Genomic DNA, 16,264 nt, shown 5'->3' with positions numbered 1-16,264 from the left:
CTCTCGACGCCGGGAAAACGGTAACGATAGTTCCCGGGCGCCGGGCGGGGTCCTCATTGGCCACCCGGCGTTTCCGGCGCGCCGCGCAGCCGGCGCAGCGCGCCGCGGACCCGCTCGCCGTCGGTGGTGGTCCAGAACGGCGGCAGCGACGCGCGCAGAAAGCCGCCGTAGCGGGCCGTCGCCAGCCGGGAGTCCAGCACGGCGATCACCCCGCGGTCGTCGGCGCGCCGCAGCAACCGGCCGACCCCCTGGGCGAGCAGCAACGCGGCGTGACTCGCCGCCACGGCCATGAAGCCGTTGCCGCCGCGGGCGGTGACCGCGCGCTGCCGGGCCGTCAGCAGCGGATCGTCGGGCCGGGGAAACGGGATCCGGTCGATGAGTACCAGCGACAGCGACGGCCCGGGCACGTCGACGCCCTGCCACAGCGACAGGGTGCCGAACAGCGACGTCTCCGGGTTCTCGGCGAACTTCTCGATCAGCAGCGCGGTGGCGTCCTCGCCCTGGCACAGCACCGGGGTGTCCAGCCTTTCGCGCATCGCCTCCGCGGCGGCCCTGGCCGCCCGCGTGGAGGAGAACAGGCCCAGCGTCCGGCCACCGGCGGCGTCGATCAGCTCGGCCATCTCGTCGAACTGGGCGGCGGCTTCGGGGCTGTCGGGCCCGCCGCGGCCCGGGGCGGGCAGCTGCGCGGCGATGTAGAGGATGCCGGATTTCGCGTGGTCGAACGGCGACCCGACGTCCAGGCCCCGCCAGCGCGGTGCCGCCTCGGACCCGGTGTCGGCCAGGCCCCAGGCGCGGGCCATCGCGTCGAACGAGCCACCGAGGGTCAGCGTCGCGGAGGTCAGCACGGTGGTGGTGTCGGCGAACAGCCGGGAGCGCAGCAGCCCGGCGACACTGAGCGGCGCGACGCGCAGCGTGACCCTGGTGCTCCCGCGGATCTCGTCGCGATCCAGCCACACCACATCGAAACGGTCCGCGATGGCCGGGCCGAACGACGCCAGGATCCGGTCGGCGGTGTCGCCGACATCGGCCAGCGCGGCGACGGCCTCGGTCCGCGCGGCGGCGGCCTTGGGGTCCGACGGCGCGGTGTCGATCGACGAGCGGGCGGCGTTGACGGCGTTGCGCAGCACCGTCAGCGCGGTGCCGAGCTCCTCGTCGAGGATGTCGATGCGGCCCGGCTCCAGGTCGTGCATCAACGCCAGCAGCGTCGCGGTTGCGGCGTCCAGGCGCTGGGAGATCTCGGCGTCGACGAGGCGACCGCCCCGGCGCACGGCGGTGCCCAGCGTGGTGGCGGTCAGTTCGCCGGTGGCCACCCCGGTCACCCGGTCCACCAGGTCGTGGGCCTCGTCGACGATCAGTAGGGCGTGCTCGGGCAGTACCGACGCGTCGGCGATGGCGTCGATGGCCAGCAGGGCGTGGTTGGTGACGACGATGTCGGCGCGCCCGGCCTCCGCGCGCGCCCGCTCGGAGAAGCAGTCGAGGGCATACGGACAGCGCGACGGTCCCAGGCACTCCCGCGCCGAGACGCTGACCTGCGCCCAGGCCCGGTCGCTGACACCGGGCCGCAGCTCGTCACGGTCGCCGGTCTCGGTGTCCGACGCCCACTCGGTCAGCCGGATCACCTCGCGGCCCAGCGCGCCGGCGGCCACCGGGGAGAACAGCTCCTCTTGTGGGGCGTCTTCTTCGTGTTCGGCGGTCCCGGTTGCCAGTTTGTTCAGGCACAGGTAGTTGCCGCGGCCCTTGAGCAGCGCGAACCGCGGCTGGTCGGGCAGCACCGGGGCCAGCGCCTCGGTCAGCCGGGGCAGATCGCGGTCGACCAGTTGGCGCTGCAGGGCGATGGTCGCCGTCGACACCACCACCGGCCCGTTGCCGTCGGCGGCCGCTGCCAGCGCCGGAACCAGGTAGGCCAGCGACTTGCCGGTGCCGGTGCCGGCCTGTACCGCCAGGTGCTCGCCGGTGCGGAATGTCTGCTCGACGGCCTCGGCCATCTGCCGCTGGCCGTCGCGGCGGCTGCCGCCGAGCGCGGCCACGGCGGCGTCGAGCAGCTCGGCTACCGCTACCTCGGCCGTGGTGACTCCTCGTTCGGGGGATTTGCGTCGTCCGGGGGATGTGCGCGGCGCAATCCTGTGACGCTAACGCACACTTGGACTTATCGGCTGTTGCGATCGGCGTTATCCTGTCGGCATGGCTGCGTCCGCACCGACCAAGCCGGCCGATCAGCGTGAGGCCGAACACGTCGACGCCGTGGATGCCCCCTGGGTGACCATCGTCTGGGACGACCCGGTGAACCTGATGAACTACGTGACCTACGTGTTCCAAAAGGTGTTCGGCTACTCCGAACCGCACGCCACCAAGCTGATGCTGCAGGTCCACCACGAGGGCAAGGCGGTGGTCTCGGCCGGGGCGCGCGAATCGATGGAGGCCGACGTCGCCCGGCTGCACGCGGCCGGTCTGTGGGCCAGCATGCAGCAGGATCGCTGAGCCCGGCGTGCGCAGATGGAAACGGGTGCAGACCGCCGACGGTGTGCGCTTCCGGTCGGTGCTGGAGCCCCACGAGGGTGCGCTGCTGCACGACCTGGCGACCTCGGTGCTGGCGATGCTCGACGACCGCGAGGCGGCCGCGCCGCCCGACGAGCTCGCCGAGCTGACCGGTATCCGCACCGGCAACCCGGCGCCGCCGGCCGACGCCACCATGAGCCGGTTGCTGCCGGACTTCTACCGTCCCACCGCCGCCGGCCCGGGCGACCCGGACCCGGAGAGTGTCAACACGGCGCTGCGGATCCTGCACGAGCCGGAGATCATCACCGCCAAACGCGAAGCGGCGCAACGGATGCTGGGCACCTGCCCGCGCGACGGCGGCCGGCTGGAGCTGACCACCGATGACGCCGAGGCGTGGATCGCCGCCGTCAACGACATCCGGTTGGCGCTGGGCGCCATCCTGGAGATCGGTCCCGACGGGCCCGCCCGGCTATCGTCGAACCACCCGATGGCCGGGCACCTGGACGTCTACCAGTGGTTGACCACACTGCAGGAGCTGTTGGTGCTGTGTCTGATGGGGAAGCCGGCGTGAGGACCCCGGGTGAAACGAGGTGGCTGCCGCAGGGCGCCATCACCGACGTCGCCGGCATCCGGGTCGGCCAGTATCACCGGCTGGATCCCGATGCGACCCTGGGCAGCGGATGGGCCAGCGGGGTGACGGTGGTGCTCACCCCGCCGGGGACCGTCGGCGCGGTCGACTGCCGCGGCGGGGCTCCGGGAACCCGGGAGACCGACCTGCTCGATCCGGCCAACAGCGTGCGCTACGTCGACGCCGTCGCGCTGTGCGGTGGCAGCGCCTACGGACTGGCCGCGGCCGACGGGCTGATGGGCTGGCTGGAGGAGAGTGGCCGCGGGGTGGCCATCGAGAACGGGCTGGTGCCGATCGTGCCGGCCGCGGTGATCTTCGACCTGCCCGTCGGCGGCTGGGCGCAGCGCCCGACCGCGGACTTCGGCCGGAGCGCGGCCGACGCCGCCGCGACGACGGTCGCCGTCGGCACCGTCGGGGCCGGTGTAGGCGCCCGGTCCGGGGTGCTCAAGGGCGGGGTGGGCACCGCGTCGGTGCGCCTGGGCCCGGAGTACGGCGGGGTGACCGTCGGGGCCATCGTGGTGGTCAACAGCGCCGGAGCCGTCGTCGACCCGGTCACCGGGCTGCCGTGGATGGCCGAACTGACCCGGGTGCTGGGGTTGGCGACCCCGCCCGCCGACCAGATCGCCGCTTACGCCGCCCGCGACGCCGAACACAACCCGTTGCAGCCCCCGTCGGACCTCTTCCTCGCGGAAAGACGCCGCTCGTCGAATCCGCCGCTCAACACGACCATCGCCGTCGTCGCCACCGACGCCGCTCTCACGCCCGCCGCCTGCCGCCGGATGGCCATCGCCGCCCACGACGGGCTGGCCCACTCGATCCGGCCGGCGCACACCCCGGTCGACGGGGACACGGTGTTCGCGCTGGCCACCGGTGCGATCGAGGTGGAACCGGATCCGGACACCCCGCCGCAGCTGGATCCGCAGACCCGACTGTTGGCCGCCGTCGGGGCCGCCGCCGCCGACGCGCTGGCCCGCGCGGTGCTCGTCGGGGTCGCCGCGGCGACCGGCGTGGCCGGGGTGCCCTGCTACGCCGATCTGCTGCCGGCGGTGTTCGGCGCCGACGCCGCGCCGGTAGCCTGAATCTCACGCTGCCCCACGAGTGCGCAGCCCCACGAGCAAAGGCGGTCGCAGCGCCGATGGCGAAGACACCCGCGGTTCCCGACGCGCCGCAGCAGCGGCCCGGGTGGCAGACCGGTGGTGCCACCGTCCTCGGCTTCGTTGCGGTGCTCTACGTCATCGAGTTCATCGACCAACTCGGCGGCGGGCGGCTGGACGCCGACGGCATCCGGCCGCTGCAGCGCGACGGCCTGTCTGGCATCCTGTTCGCCCCGCTGCTTCATGGCAGTTGGAACCACTTGTTTGCCAACACGATCCCGCTGCTGGTGCTCGGCTTCCTGATGACGCTCATCGGGATGGGTCGATGCCTCGCGGCGACGGCCATCATTTGGCTGCTCGGCGGGCTGGGCACCTGGCTGATCGGTGCGCTGCCGTCATGCCCGAACACCGTGCACATCGGCGCCTCGGGCCTGATCTTCGGCTGGCTGACGTTTCTGATCGTATTCGGCTGGTGGGTCCGCAAACCGTGGCAGATCGTCGTCGGGGTGCTGGTCGCGCTGCTCTACGGCTCCCTGCTGCTCGGGGTGGTTCCCGACCTCAACACCTGCGGCGGCATCTCCTGGCAGGGCCACCTGTGCGGGGCGATCGCCGGCGTCGTCGCGGCGTATCTGCTGTCCGGGCCCGAACGCACGGCCCGCGCGCAGAAACGCCCGGTGCAGCAGTGACCGCGGACCGCTACGCCCCGGTCGGGGTGTTCGACTCGGGCGTCGGTGGGCTGACGGTGGCCCGCGCCATCATCGACATGCTGCCGGACGAGGAGATGATCTACGTCGGTGACACCGCCAACGGGCCGTACGGCCCGCTGACCATCGCGGAGATCCGCGCCCACGCCCTGGCGATCATGGACGACCTCGTCGACCGCGGGGTCAAAGCCCTGGTCATCGCGTGCAACAGCGCTTCGGCGGCGTGCCTGCGCGACGCCCGGGAACGCTACGACGTCCCGGTGCTGGAGGTGATACTGCCCGCGGTGCGGCGTGCGGTCGCCGCCACCCGAAACGGCCGCGTCGGGGTGATCGGGACCGCCGCCACGGTGTCCTCGGGTGCCTACCAGGATGCGTTCGCCGCGGCGGTGCACACCGAGATCACCGCCGTCGCCTGCCCCCGGTTCGTCGACTTCGTCGAACGCGGGGTCACCAGCGGACGTCAGGTGCTGGGCCTGGCCGAGGGGTATCTGGAGCCGCTGCAGCGCGCCGGCGTCGACACGCTGGTACTGGGCTGCACCCACTATCCGCTGCTGGCCGGGCTGATCCAGCTCGTCGTCGGCGACGAGGTGACGCTGGTGTCCAGCGCCGAGGAGACGGCCAAGGACCTGCTGCGGGTGTTGACCGAGGCGGACCTGCTGCGTCCGCACGACGCGCCCGCGCCGGGCCGGCGCTTCGAGGCGACCGGCGATCCGGACGCGTTCCTGGCGCTGGCGGCCCGGTTCCTCGGACCGTCGATCACCGGCGTCGAACCGGCGCACCGAGTCCCCGGGGCGCACTGAACCGCGCCGCGGGTTTATTGCGGCGGAGTTTGCGGTATTGGGCCAGGGAGCATGGCAAGCTGATGAGGTGCGCATCACTGTGCTTGGTTGTTCCGGCAGCGTCGTCGGACCGGATTCCCCGGCCTCGGGGTACCTGCTGACCGCTCCCGACACCGAGCCGCTGGTGATCGACTTCGGCGGCGGGGTTCTGGGCGCCCTGCAACGCCACGTCGATCCCGGTGTCGTCAACATCTTCCTGTCGCACCTGCACGCCGACCACTGCCTGGACCTGCCCGGACTGTTCGTGTGGCGGCGCTACCACCCGAACAAGCCGACCGGCAAGGCCCTGATGCACGGGCCGCCCGACACCTGGTCGCGGCTGGCCGCGGCGTCCTCGCCGCACGGCGACGAGCTCGACGATTTCCGCGACATCTTCGACCTGCACTCCTTCCACGACGGGCAGGTCTTCCAGTACGGGGCGCTGCAGGTCGAGGTGCGGTTGATGACCCACCCCGCTCCGTCGTATGGCATGCGGTTCACCGATCCGTCCGGGGCGGTGTTCGTCTACAGCGCCGACACCGGCATCTGCGACGCGGTGTACGAGCTGGCCCGCGGCGCCGACGTCTTCCTCTGCGAGGCGTCGTGGACGCACAGTCCGGGCAACCCGCCGGACCTGCACCTGTCCGGTACCGAAGCGGGCCGGATTGCCCGGGAAGTCGGCGTGCGGGAGCTGCTGCTGACCCACATCCCGCCGTGGACCTCGCGGGACGCGGTGCTCGCCGAGGCCGAGGCCGAATTCGACGGTGCCGTGCACGCGGTGGTCCCCGATGAGGCCTTCGACGTGATCGCGGCCGCCACCCGGGCCGCCCGCGGGGCGCGGTTGTAAGTAGCTGCCGAACCACCGGTTAGTGTTGGCGGGTGTCCAGTCGCGAAGACGGCCGCAGCGACGATGAACTGCGTCCGGTCACCCTCACCCGTGGATTCACCTCGCATCCGGCGGGCTCGGTACTGATCGAGTTCGGTCAGACCCGGGTCATGTGCACCGCCAGCGTCGTCGACGGCGTACCCCGTTGGCGCAAAGGCTCCGGCCTGGGCTGGCTGACCGCCGAGTACGCCATGCTGCCGGCGGCGACCCACACCCGTTCCGACCGCGAATCGGTACGCGGCCGCGTCGGCGGGCGCACCCAGGAGATCAGCCGGCTGATCGGGCGCTCCCTGCGGGCCTGCATCGACCTGCGGGCGCTGGGGGAGAACACCATCTCCATCGACTGTGACGTCCTTCAGGCCGACGGCGGAACGCGCACCGCGGCCATCACCGGCGCCTATGTCGCGCTGGCCGACGCCGTCACCTACCTCGGCGCGGCCGGGAAGCTGTCGGACCCGCGGCCGCTGTCGTGTGCGATCGCGGCGGTCAGCGTCGGCGTGGTCGACGGCCGGGTCCGCGTCGACCTGCCGTACGAGGAGGACTCCCGCGCCGAGGTGGACATGAACGTGGTGGCCACCGACACCGGCACCCTCGTCGAGGTGCAGGGCACCGGCGAAGGTGCGACGTTCCCGCGGTCCACCCTGGACAAGATGCTGGATGCGGCGCTGGGCGCCTGCGATCAGCTCTTCGAAATCCAGCGCGCCGCACTGGAACTGCCGTACCCGGGGGTGCTGCCCGAGGGGCCGGCACCGAAGAAGGCGTTCGGAAGCTGAGCCGGTGACCCGACTGTTGGTCGCCAGCCGCAACAACAAGAAACTCACCGAGCTGCGCCGGGTGCTCGACACCGCGGGCATCGTCGGCCTGGAGTTGCTGTCGCTGGCCGACGTACCCGAGTATCCCGAGGCCCCCGAGACCGGGGCGACGTTCGAGGAGAACGCGCTGGCCAAGGCCCGCGACGGCTACGCCGCAACGGGAATTGCCTGTGTCGCAGACGATTCCGGGCTGAGTGTGGACGCCCTCAACAGCATGCCCGGGGTGCTCTCGGCGCGCTGGGCGGGGGTGCACGGTGACGACGTCACCAACTACTGGCTGCTGCTCGCGCAGCTGACCGACGTTCCCGAGGAGCGCCGTGGCGCGGCGTTCGTGTCGGCCTGCGCGCTGGTGACCGGGCCCGATCCGGCCGATGAGGTCACCGTGCGCGGCGAGTGGCGCGGCACCATTGCGCGCGAACCCCGCGGCACCGGCGGCTTCGGTTACGACCCGGTGTTCCTGCCCGACGGCGGCACCTGCTCGGCGGCCGAGCTGAGCCCGGAGGCCAAGGATGCGGCGTCGCACCGCGGCCGCGCGCTGGCTTTGCTGCTGCCCGCATTGCGCAAACTGGCCTGATCCGCCTCGCGCAGTGAGCGGGGTGCGGTGCACCGGTGCAGCAACCAGGCCGGCGGAATCGTCAACGCCAGGGTCAGCGCCCACAGCACCGCCACCGGCCCGGTGAACGGCGGCCAGCGCAACAGCAGGCCGATGGTCAGGGTCATCACCATGACGTGCAGCAGGAAGATCTCGTAGGAGATCTCGCCCACCCACACCACCGGCCGCAGGTTCAGCAGCCGATGCCAGTAACCGCGGTCGCCGAGGGCCAGCGGGGCCACGATCAGCGTGGCGATCAGTCCGTAGGCGGCCGCCGAGACCACCGGCTGCCACCAGTGGGTGGGCCCCAGGTAGGAACCGAACGCCCAGGAGCCGGAGATCAGCAGGAACCCCGCGCACGCCGCCGGCAGAGCCCACCGCGCGCGACAGTGCGCGCCGGTGACCTGCAGCACCGCCAGGGCCATGCCGCCGGCGAACGGGGACAGGTGCGCCGGCAGCCACATGCCGGCGGCGTCCGGCAGCACGTGGGTCGCGTTCGCCAGCATCAGCCAGACCGGTTCGACCAGTGCCAGTGCGGCGATCCCGGACAGCACCGCAGCCGGGCGCCAGGCCCGCCGCCGGCCCAGCAGCAGATACGCCAGCAGCGGCAGCAGCAGGTAGAAGGACACCTCGACGGCCAGGCTCCACATCTGCGGCATCCCGGTGTGCAGATAGCGAGCCATGAAGTTGCTCGCGTAGATCTGGGTCAGGGTCAGATAACGCAGCAGGCCGGGCCAGGTCTGGCCGGGATTGGGTCCCGGGGTGTAGACGGCGAACACGGCGAAGGTGACCAGCACCGTCACCAGGTAGGCCGGCATGATGCGGCGGACCCGTCGCCGCGCGTAGCGGCGCACCGACGGCGCGGGTGCCCGCTGCCCGTCGCGGGTCGCCGCGGCCCGGATCACCCACGGCCGGAACAGCAGGAAACCGGACAGCGCGAAGAAGATGGGCACGCCGATCTCCAGGCGCCCGAACACGTGGCCGAGGTAGCCGTGCGACAGCATCCCGGTGATGAAGCCGGAATGGGTGCCGATGACCAGGATGGCGGCCAGCGCGCGGAGCCCGGTGAGCGCACCATCCCGGACGGGCGGGCCGGCGGTCATGGCGGCGATTCTATCCACGCCGGTCGGCGCAGCTTAGTAAGCGAAGCTAACCGACGTGTACGCTGCCCCCTCGTGACCTCCCGTCGGGCCAGCCTGGGCAGCGAGCATCCGACGGTGCTGGTCGTGGTGCTCTCGGCCGCCGGTATCGGCGTGTCCCTGATGCAGACGCTGATCGTCCCGGTCATCCCGTCGCTGCCGGTGCTGCTCGGTGTGGACGCCCCCGACGCGTCCTGGGCGATCACCGCGACGCTGCTGACCGCGGCGGTGGCCACCCCGGTGTTCGGGCGGCTCGGCGACATCTACGGCTCCCGGCGGATGCTGATCGTCTGCGCCGTCGGGCTGCTGGCCGGATCGCTGATCTGTGCGCTGAGCAGCACGCTGGTGCCCTTCGTGCTCGGCCGGGGTCTGCAGGGCCTGGGCATGCCGATCATCCCGCTGGGCATCGCGGTGCTGCGGGCGGTCATGCCGCCCGACCGGGTCGGATCGGCGATGGGCACGATGAGCTCCTCGCTGGGCGTGGGCGGGGCCCTCGGGCTGCCGTTGTCGGCGATCATCGCCCAGCACTACGACTGGCACGCGCTGTTCTGGCTGTCCAGTGCTTTGGGCGCGCTGGCGCTGGTGCTGTTCGTGCTGCTGATCCCGGCGGTGCCCGCGGTGTCGACGGGCCGCTTCGACCCGCTGGGCACGGTGCTGCTGGCCGCCGGGCTGGTGACGCTGCTGCTGCCGATCTCCAAGGGGTCGACGTGGGGCTGGACCGACCGGGTGACGGTGTCGATGTTCGTCGCTTCGTTGGGGATCTTCGCCGTCTTCGCCCTCTGGCAGCTGCGGATCGAGTCGCCGATCGTCGACCTGCGCACCACCGTGCGGCGCCCCGTGCTGTTGACCAATCTGTCGTCGATCTGCATGGGGTTCGCGCTGTTCGCGCTCAGCCTGATCGCGCCGCAGATCCTGGAACTGTCCGCGGAGACCGGGTACGGCCTGGGCCAGTCGCTGACCGGCACCGGGCTGTGGATGGCGCCGGGCGGGTTGGCGATGATGGTCTGCGCGTCGGCCTCGGCGGCCGTCGCCGCCCGTCGGGGACCGAAATTCTGCCTGGTCCTGGGCTGCGCGATCATCACCGCCGGCTACCTGTGCGGGCCGCTGATGCTGGGCTCGGCGGCGCTGGTGGGCCTGCTCAACGTGATCGTCAGCATCGGGGTCGGCTTCGGCTTCGCCTCGCTGCCGGCGTTGATCAACGCGGCCGTGCCGATCACCGAGACGGCCGCCGCCAACGGCATCAACGCGCTGTCGCGGTCGATGGGCACCTCGATCTCCAGTGCGGTGATCAGCGCGATCCTGGCGGCGATGGTGGTCGCGCCGCCGGTCGGTTCCGGGGTGCACACCGCGCCGTCACTCGCGGGCTTTCACCTCGGGCTGTGGGTGGCCGCGGCCGTCGGTGCGGCGGCCACCGCGCTGGCCGCCCTGATCCCCGACCCGGTCGCGGCCCTGGCGGACGACTGACCCGCGCGGCCTCAGAGCTGGAAGCGTTCCTTGACTTCCTGGGTCTGGAAATGCTCGACGATGATGCCGACCAGCGGGATGGTGCCGGCCAGCAGCACCCCGATGGTCTTGCCGATCGGCCAGCGCACCTTCACCGCGAGATTGGCGGTGGCCAGCAGGTAGGCGAAGTACACCCAACCGTGCACCACGCCGATCCACTTCGGCGGGTTCGGGTCGTGCATGACATAGGCCAGGTACATCTCCCAGCACAGCGCGATCAGCCACACACCCGTCGTCCAGGCCAGCACCCGGTAGGGCAGCAGCGCCTTGCGAATGGATTCGACGGTCGCTGCCCCGGCGGGGGGAGTGGATTCATTGCTGCTCATGCGGTGGTCCTGTCCTGCGGGGTCTTTGTACCGGTGCGGCCCGCGGCGTCGTTCCGCGCGGCCAGCTCGGCGAGGTAGCGGTTGTATTCGGCCAGCGTCGGGTCCTCGTCGGCGGTGACGGAGGCGGCCGTCGGGCGCGACGGCAGCAGGTCGGCGGGGATCTCCGTCGGGCGCTGCGGCGACGGCGCGGGCTCCGGGTTCTCCTCGAGCACGACGAACTTGCGGTAGGCGTAGATGCAGAACGCCGCGAACGCCGGCCACTGCAATGCATAGCCGAGGTTCTGGAAGGTGCCCGAGCTCGACTCGAAACGTGTCCACTGCCACCAGCCCAGGGCCAGGCACCCGCACGCGGCCAGCAGGGCCAGCACGATCAGTGCGGGCCGGTGGCGACGGGTGGTGGACACCTATCGACCGTACCGTCCGCGCCAGCGGCGGCAGGAATCGAGCCGGTACCAGATACCCTGAGGTGTCGCGCGCGAGTGGCGGAATGGCAGACGCGCTGGATTTAGGTTCCAGTGTCTTCGGACGTGGGGGTTCAAGTCCCCCCTCGCGCACTTGTTGTGGTGGGCCGGGTCATGGGTGGCACGCGGTGTCGCGTCGGGACGGCCTTGGTCGCCGTAGGTCCGACGCCCTGCCGGGGCCCCGACAGTGTGCTGAGATGGACAGTGGCAGCACTCGTCTCGCGAGGGGGTTCCATGGCCCGTTCGATCGTGGTCGGTGCGGGGATGGTCGGCCTGGCCACCGCCTGGTATCTGCAGGAACGCGGCGTCGATGTCACGGTGATCGACCGTGAGGGGGTGGCGGCCGGGTCATCGTGGGGTAACGCCGGCTGGCTGAGTCCGGGCAAGACGATCCCGCTGGCCGATCCGAGCCTGTGGTCCTACGGGCCCCGGGCATTGCTGGATCCCGATGCCGCACTGCATATTCCGATCCGGGTGGATGTCCCGCTGTGGTCGTTTCTGGCCCGGTTCGCCGCGCACGGCACCCGTCGGTCCTGGGAGCGCGCGATGGCCGCGTTGACGCCGATCGACCGGATCGCCCTGGCCTGCTACGACGAACTCGGCGCCGGGGGAGTGCTGTCGCGAACCCACGCGGGTCCGTTCGTCATCGCATTCGCGCGCCCCGGCGACGACGCGGGGTTCCTCCGCGAGATCGACGGCGCCCGACGGCACGGCCAGGACGTGCCGCTGACACCGCTGCCGAACCCCCGCGAACTGTGCCCGGTCCTGTCCGAGACGGTGACGACGGCCTACCGGCTCGACGGCCAGCGGTTCCTGGAGCCCGGTCCGTATCTGGCGGCCCTCGGTGATGCGGTGGTGGCGCGCGGGGCCGAGCTGTGCACCGGGTCGGCGGTGACCGACGTCGTCGGCGGACCCCGTCCGGCGGTGCTGCTGGACACCGGGGAACGTCTGGCGGCCGACTCGGTGGTGATCGCCACCGGTGCCTGGCTGCCGCGACTGGCCCGCACGCTCGGTGTGCGGACCCGGGTGCAGGCCGGCCGGGGCTATTCCTTCACGGTGAAAACCGATGTTCCCGTGGAGCATCCGCTGTATCTACCGAAACAGCGAATTGCCTGCACGCCGTACCGGGGCCGGTTCCGGATCGCCGGGACGATGGAATTTCGCAGGCCCGACGAGCCCGCACAGCCCCGCCGGATCCAGGCCATCGTGAACCAGGCCCGCGCGCTGATGACCGGGGTGGATCTCGACGACCGCCGCGACGAATGGGTGGGCGCTCGCCCGGTCACCCCCGACGGGCTGCCGCTGGTCGGTGCGACCCGTGCGCCGGGGGTGTACGTCGGCGGTGGCCACGGCATGTGGGGCATCGTCCTGGGCCCGGCCACCGGCAAGATGCTGGCCACACAGATCGTCACCGGCGAGATCGACCCGACCATCGCCCCGTTCGACCCGCTGCGGTAGCCGCCATCTCGGCGACCTCGCGGACGATCACCTCGGGTTCGGTCAGCGGGATATTGTGCCCGGAGCGCTGCGCGACGACGTGCCGGCCGCGCGGGGACTGCGCCGCCCGGTAGCTGTGCGCCAGATTGATCCGCACCCGGATGTGCTCGGGCATACCGTCGACCCGTAGCCTGCCGCCGGAGATCACCGTGACGGGGATGTCGCGAAGATCCGGGGGCCGCTTGCGCCATTTCTTCAGTTCGTCGAGGAACGTGCGGGCCTGGCGCTGCTGGGTTTCCAGCACGTTGTAGCCGAAACCCTCGTGGCGCAGGTCCTCGCGGGCGTCCTCGTCGGGCATGGCGGCCAGCTGCCCGGCGAACAGTCGCCGCAGCAGGCCGAGCCGGGCGAGCACCTTGCCTGCGGCGATCGATATCCGCTCACCGATCCGGAACGGCGGTTTGAACAGCACGTCGGCGTCCTCGTCGGTCGGGTCGACGAGAACCAGCCCGGCGACCATGCCGGGGCGCCGGGAGGCGGCCAGCCGCACGATCGGGCCGCCCGCGCTGTGGCCGACCAGAATGAACGGTCCGGGACCGAAGTGGTCGAGCACGTCGAGCAGGTCGTCGGCCATCCGATCCAGCGTCCGGCCCGCGGGGTCGGGTTCGGAATGGCCCAGTCCCGCACGGTCATAGACGACGGCGCGGGCGAATGTCGCGACTCCCTGCTGGGCCTGCGCCCAGTAGGACCGGGTCGCCCCGGAGCCGGATTCGAAGACCACGGTGGGTGGTTCGGGCCCGGCCAGCACCTGGGCGTAGAGGTGACGGCCGTCGCGGGTGGGTACCCAGTCATGGACACCCTGACTGTGATTGAAGGTGGTCACTCGCGGTCAAATCATGTCGTTGCGGGTCAGCCAGCGCATCACCGGCCAGCCGACGAATACCGGCAGCCAACAGGTCAGGATCCGGTAGAGCAGCACCGCGGGCACCGCCACCGCCATCGGCACGCCGAATGCAGCCAGCCCACCGATCAGAGCGGCCTCCACCGCACCGACGCCGCCAGGGGTGGGCGCCGCCGACGCCAGGGTGCCGCCGATCATAGTGACCACGGTGACCGTCACGAACGACACGTCGCCGCCGAACGCCTCGACGCTGGCCCACAGTGCCAGGGCCGCGCCGAGAGTCGTTGCCGCACAGCCGAGCACGATCAGCCCCAGACGTTTCGGTTCCTTGGCGAGGTCGACCAGATCGGCCAGCACTTCCTTGAGTTTGGGGCGCAGCGCGGTGCCCAGCCAGCGGCGCAGCTTCGGTACGAACAGGAAGGTGCCGAACGCACCGAGTGCGGCACCGCCGATCAGGTACAGCACCGTCGCCGACGGCACAAAATGCGACAGGTCGGCCGTGGTTCCGGCCGCGACGCTGAACACCACCAGCAGCGCCAGATGCGTGATCACCTGCACCGTCTGCTGAAGTGCGACGGTGGTGGTGGCGCGCACCGCGCCGAGCCCGCCCTTCTGCAGGAACCGGGTGCTCAGCGCCAGGCCGCCGACACCGGCGGGCGTGGTGGTGGCGGCGAAGGTGTTGGCCACCTGCATGATCGTCAGGTTGCGGTAGCTCACCAGCCCGTCGGCGCACGCCCACAGCGACAGTGCGGCACCCAGGTAGGTCAACGCCGAGACACCCAGTCCCAGCAGCGCCCACCACCAGTTGGCGGTGCGCAGTTCGGTGAAGAAGGTCGGCAGCGTGGACAGGAACGGGTAGGCGACGTACACCAGTGCCACCAGCAGCACCAGCTGGATGATCTGCGAGCGGGTGAACCGGGCGATGTTCTCGGTCTGGATCGCCGCGGCGCCGGTCTGCTTCTTCACCTCGTCGCGCGCGGCGGTGATCAGGTCCCCGGCGTTGGGCACCGCGGTCTTGATCCGGACCGGCATGGCCCCCTTGGTCAGCCGGCGCGAGGCGTCGAGCACGCTGTCACGGCCGTACACCTCGATGGCGGCGGACACCGCGGGTTCGGCGCCGTAGAGCGCCGTGCTGGTCACCAGTAGTTGGGCGATGTCGGACTGCAACGCGATGTCGGTCGCGCCGAATTCGGCCTTGCCGAACCCGCCGAACTGCACCTTCCCGTCGTCGAGAACGCTCAGTTCGCTCATCCGGAGATCGCCGTGCGATATCTGGCCGGCGTGCAGGTCGGCCAGGGCCTGCCAGACCCGCGCCGGTGGCACGTTGCGGGTGATGGCGGTTCCGCGGGCCGGGGTGCGGGCATACAGGGTCCAGCCGCGTTCCAGGGCCGCGAGCGCGATGGTGGTGGTGTTGGCCAGCCCCAGGGCGCCGATGGCGACCGACATCAGAGCCCGGTGCTCGACGGCGCGGCGCATCGACGCGTGCAGCGGCGCGCTCTCGTCGGTGCGCAGCCGCATCTTGCGCCAGAACTGGCGCAGCAGGCCGCCGCTGCGCTGGTTGGGCCCGTAGAGTTCCAGCAGCGCCGCGCCGGGGACCGGTTGGCAGGGGGTGGACGGGTTCGCGTCCGGAGCCGGGTCGGCCGCTTCGGCCGGGGCGCCGGTCAGCGAGCCCTGGACGCCGGTGGCCTGCAGCACCAGTGCGCCCGGGCCGGCCGGGCGGATGACGGTCAGCGCGGTCACTATCTGGCCCCGGCGGGCCAGCGCCCGCACCGCGCTGTCCAGCGGCACCTCCAGCGCGGGGGTGCCGACCACCAGCACCACCAGCGAGCCGATGAACCAGCCGACCGCCAGCCCCAGCAGCGAACGGGCCGGCACGATCGCACTGACCACCAGGTGGATCGGCACGAAGGCCAGCAGCAGCGTCCACCACCAGCGTCGCAGACGCGCCGGCAGCCAGGGCCCGGAAACCGTCAGCACCGCGGCCAGCAGCGCGATCCAGCGCGGGTCGTCGAGGAATTGGCTGAGCACGGTGTGCAGCCGGTCGTCCATGTCGAAATGCCACTGCGGCGCGGCGAAACCCTTGCCGCTCACCGACAGTGACAGGACGGCCAAAAGCCCGGCCGCGGCGTAGGCGGCGAGCAGCTTCCACTGCCGGCCGGCGATCAGCGATATCAGGATGACGAACGGCAGCGCCAGGATGGCGACGCCGTAGGCGAGGTACACCAGGTTCGACTGGGTGGGGGTGAGCACCCCCACGATGCCGGAGATGGATTTCTCCAGGGCCTCCCAGTCGTTGCGGGTGACCATCGAGCTGATGATGATCAGGGCGAGGAGAGCCGCCGACAGCGCCAGTCGGATCAGCGCGTTGGTACGACGGTTCCACGGCGGCAGGAGTTTGCCGGAGACCGCGATCTCGCGTCCGTCAACTCGCATCGGCCAGGGCTCTCTCGGTTTCGGCGGGTTTGCCTCC

General features: G+C 71.3%; 15 protein-coding genes, 1 tRNA gene and 1 pseudogene. 11 read left to right on the top strand and 6 right to left on the bottom strand.

Annotated features, from left to right (window positions below; genetic code table 11):
• Window positions 1-53: 53 nt before the first annotated feature.
• Complete coding sequence (locus G6N16_RS17990) at window positions 54-2,027, bottom strand: ATP-dependent DNA helicase (RefSeq protein WP_234805981.1); 1,974 nt, start codon at window positions 2,025-2,027, stop codon at window positions 54-56.
• A gap of 154 nt (window positions 2,028-2,181) precedes the next feature.
• Here G6N16_RS17990 and clpS point away from each other — a divergent pair, with 154 nt between their 5' ends.
• The 8 genes from clpS (at window position 2,182) to G6N16_RS17950 (ending at window position 8,012) form a co-directional block, all read left to right on the top strand.
• Window positions 2,182-2,478: an ATP-dependent Clp protease adapter ClpS gene (gene clpS / locus G6N16_RS17985; RefSeq protein WP_083032888.1), complete on the top strand. Its 297-nt coding sequence runs from the start codon at window positions 2,182-2,184 to the stop codon at window positions 2,476-2,478.
• A gap of 7 nt (window positions 2,479-2,485) precedes the next feature.
• Window positions 2,486-3,067 (top strand): oxidative stress transcriptional regulator AosR, encoded by a 582-nt coding sequence (aosR, locus tag G6N16_RS17980; protein ID WP_083032890.1) that lies wholly within the window; start codon window positions 2,486-2,488, stop codon window positions 3,065-3,067.
• On the top strand, window positions 3,064-4,203 hold the full coding sequence (locus G6N16_RS17975) for a P1 family peptidase (protein ID WP_234805982.1): 1,140 nt from the start codon (window positions 3,064-3,066) through the stop codon (window positions 4,201-4,203). The genes aosR and G6N16_RS17975 overlap by 4 nt, the downstream gene beginning before the upstream one ends.
• A gap of 56 nt (window positions 4,204-4,259) precedes the next feature.
• Complete coding sequence (locus tag G6N16_RS17970) at window positions 4,260-4,904, top strand: rhomboid family intramembrane serine protease (RefSeq protein WP_083032891.1); 645 nt, start codon at window positions 4,260-4,262, stop codon at window positions 4,902-4,904.
• On the top strand, window positions 4,901-5,722 hold the full coding sequence (gene murI / locus G6N16_RS17965; RefSeq protein WP_083032893.1) for a glutamate racemase: 822 nt from the start codon (window positions 4,901-4,903) through the stop codon (window positions 5,720-5,722). The genes G6N16_RS17970 and murI overlap by 4 nt, the downstream gene beginning before the upstream one ends.
• A gap of 67 nt (window positions 5,723-5,789) precedes the next feature.
• A complete protein-coding gene (locus tag G6N16_RS17960; protein WP_083032894.1) occupies window positions 5,790-6,587 on the top strand; it encodes an MBL fold metallo-hydrolase in 798 nt (265 codons plus the stop codon).
• A 32-nt stretch (window positions 6,588-6,619) separates the two neighbouring features.
• Window positions 6,620-7,399 (top strand): ribonuclease PH, encoded by a 780-nt coding sequence (gene rph, locus G6N16_RS17955; protein WP_083032896.1) that lies wholly within the window; start codon window positions 6,620-6,622, stop codon window positions 7,397-7,399.
• A 4-nt stretch (window positions 7,400-7,403) separates the two neighbouring features.
• Complete coding sequence (locus tag G6N16_RS17950) at window positions 7,404-8,012, top strand: non-canonical purine NTP pyrophosphatase (protein WP_083032897.1); 609 nt, start codon at window positions 7,404-7,406, stop codon at window positions 8,010-8,012.
• Between the two features lie 53 nt (window positions 8,013-8,065).
• Here G6N16_RS17950 and G6N16_RS17945 read toward each other — a convergent pair.
• A pseudogene (locus G6N16_RS17945) lies at window positions 8,066-9,133 on the bottom strand (acyltransferase family protein); the annotation flags it as partial.
• A gap of 72 nt (window positions 9,134-9,205) precedes the next feature.
• On the opposite strand from G6N16_RS17945, the gene G6N16_RS17940 reads away from it, so the two are divergent.
• Window positions 9,206-10,633, top strand: coding sequence for an MFS transporter (locus G6N16_RS17940; RefSeq protein ID WP_268948448.1), 1,428 nt, complete (start codon window positions 9,206-9,208; stop codon window positions 10,631-10,633).
• An 11-nt stretch (window positions 10,634-10,644) separates the two neighbouring features.
• Here the strand turns inward: G6N16_RS17940 and G6N16_RS17935 are convergent, their stop codons facing one another.
• Window positions 10,645-10,998, bottom strand: coding sequence for a DUF3817 domain-containing protein (locus G6N16_RS17935; protein WP_083032899.1), 354 nt, complete (start codon window positions 10,996-10,998; stop codon window positions 10,645-10,647).
• The gene (locus tag G6N16_RS17930) at window positions 10,995-11,402 is read right to left on the bottom strand and encodes a hypothetical protein (RefSeq protein WP_083032900.1); all 408 of its coding nucleotides are present in this window, start codon (window positions 11,400-11,402) and stop codon (window positions 10,995-10,997) included. Before G6N16_RS17930 ends, G6N16_RS17935 begins: the two co-directional genes overlap by 4 nt.
• Before the next feature lie 69 nt (window positions 11,403-11,471).
• Between G6N16_RS17930 and G6N16_RS17925 the strand changes: the two genes are divergently transcribed.
• A tRNA-Leu gene (locus G6N16_RS17925) sits at window positions 11,472-11,552 on the top strand.
• A gap of 141 nt (window positions 11,553-11,693) precedes the next feature.
• Window positions 11,694-12,917, top strand: coding sequence for an NAD(P)/FAD-dependent oxidoreductase (locus G6N16_RS17920; RefSeq protein ID WP_083032902.1), 1,224 nt, complete (start codon window positions 11,694-11,696; stop codon window positions 12,915-12,917).
• On the opposite strand, the gene G6N16_RS17915 is transcribed toward G6N16_RS17920, so the two are convergent.
• Window positions 12,868-13,776, bottom strand: a complete 909-nt coding sequence (locus G6N16_RS17915; RefSeq protein WP_083032903.1) for an alpha/beta fold hydrolase — start codon at window positions 13,774-13,776, stop codon at window positions 12,868-12,870. The two genes, G6N16_RS17920 and G6N16_RS17915, sit on opposite strands and share 50 nt — an antisense overlap.
• 6 nt (window positions 13,777-13,782) lie before the next feature.
• Window positions 13,783-16,227, bottom strand: coding sequence for a lysylphosphatidylglycerol synthase transmembrane domain-containing protein (locus G6N16_RS17910; protein WP_163787920.1), 2,445 nt, complete (start codon window positions 16,225-16,227; stop codon window positions 13,783-13,785).
• Window positions 16,228-16,264: the final 37 nt, after the last annotated feature.

Source organism: Mycolicibacterium insubricum, assembly GCF_010731615.1.
Lineage (GTDB): Bacteria > Actinomycetota > Actinomycetes > Mycobacteriales > Mycobacteriaceae > Mycobacterium > Mycobacterium insubricum.
The sequence above is the reverse complement of the archived record's forward strand: the minus strand, read 5'-3'. Positions and strand labels throughout refer to the sequence as shown.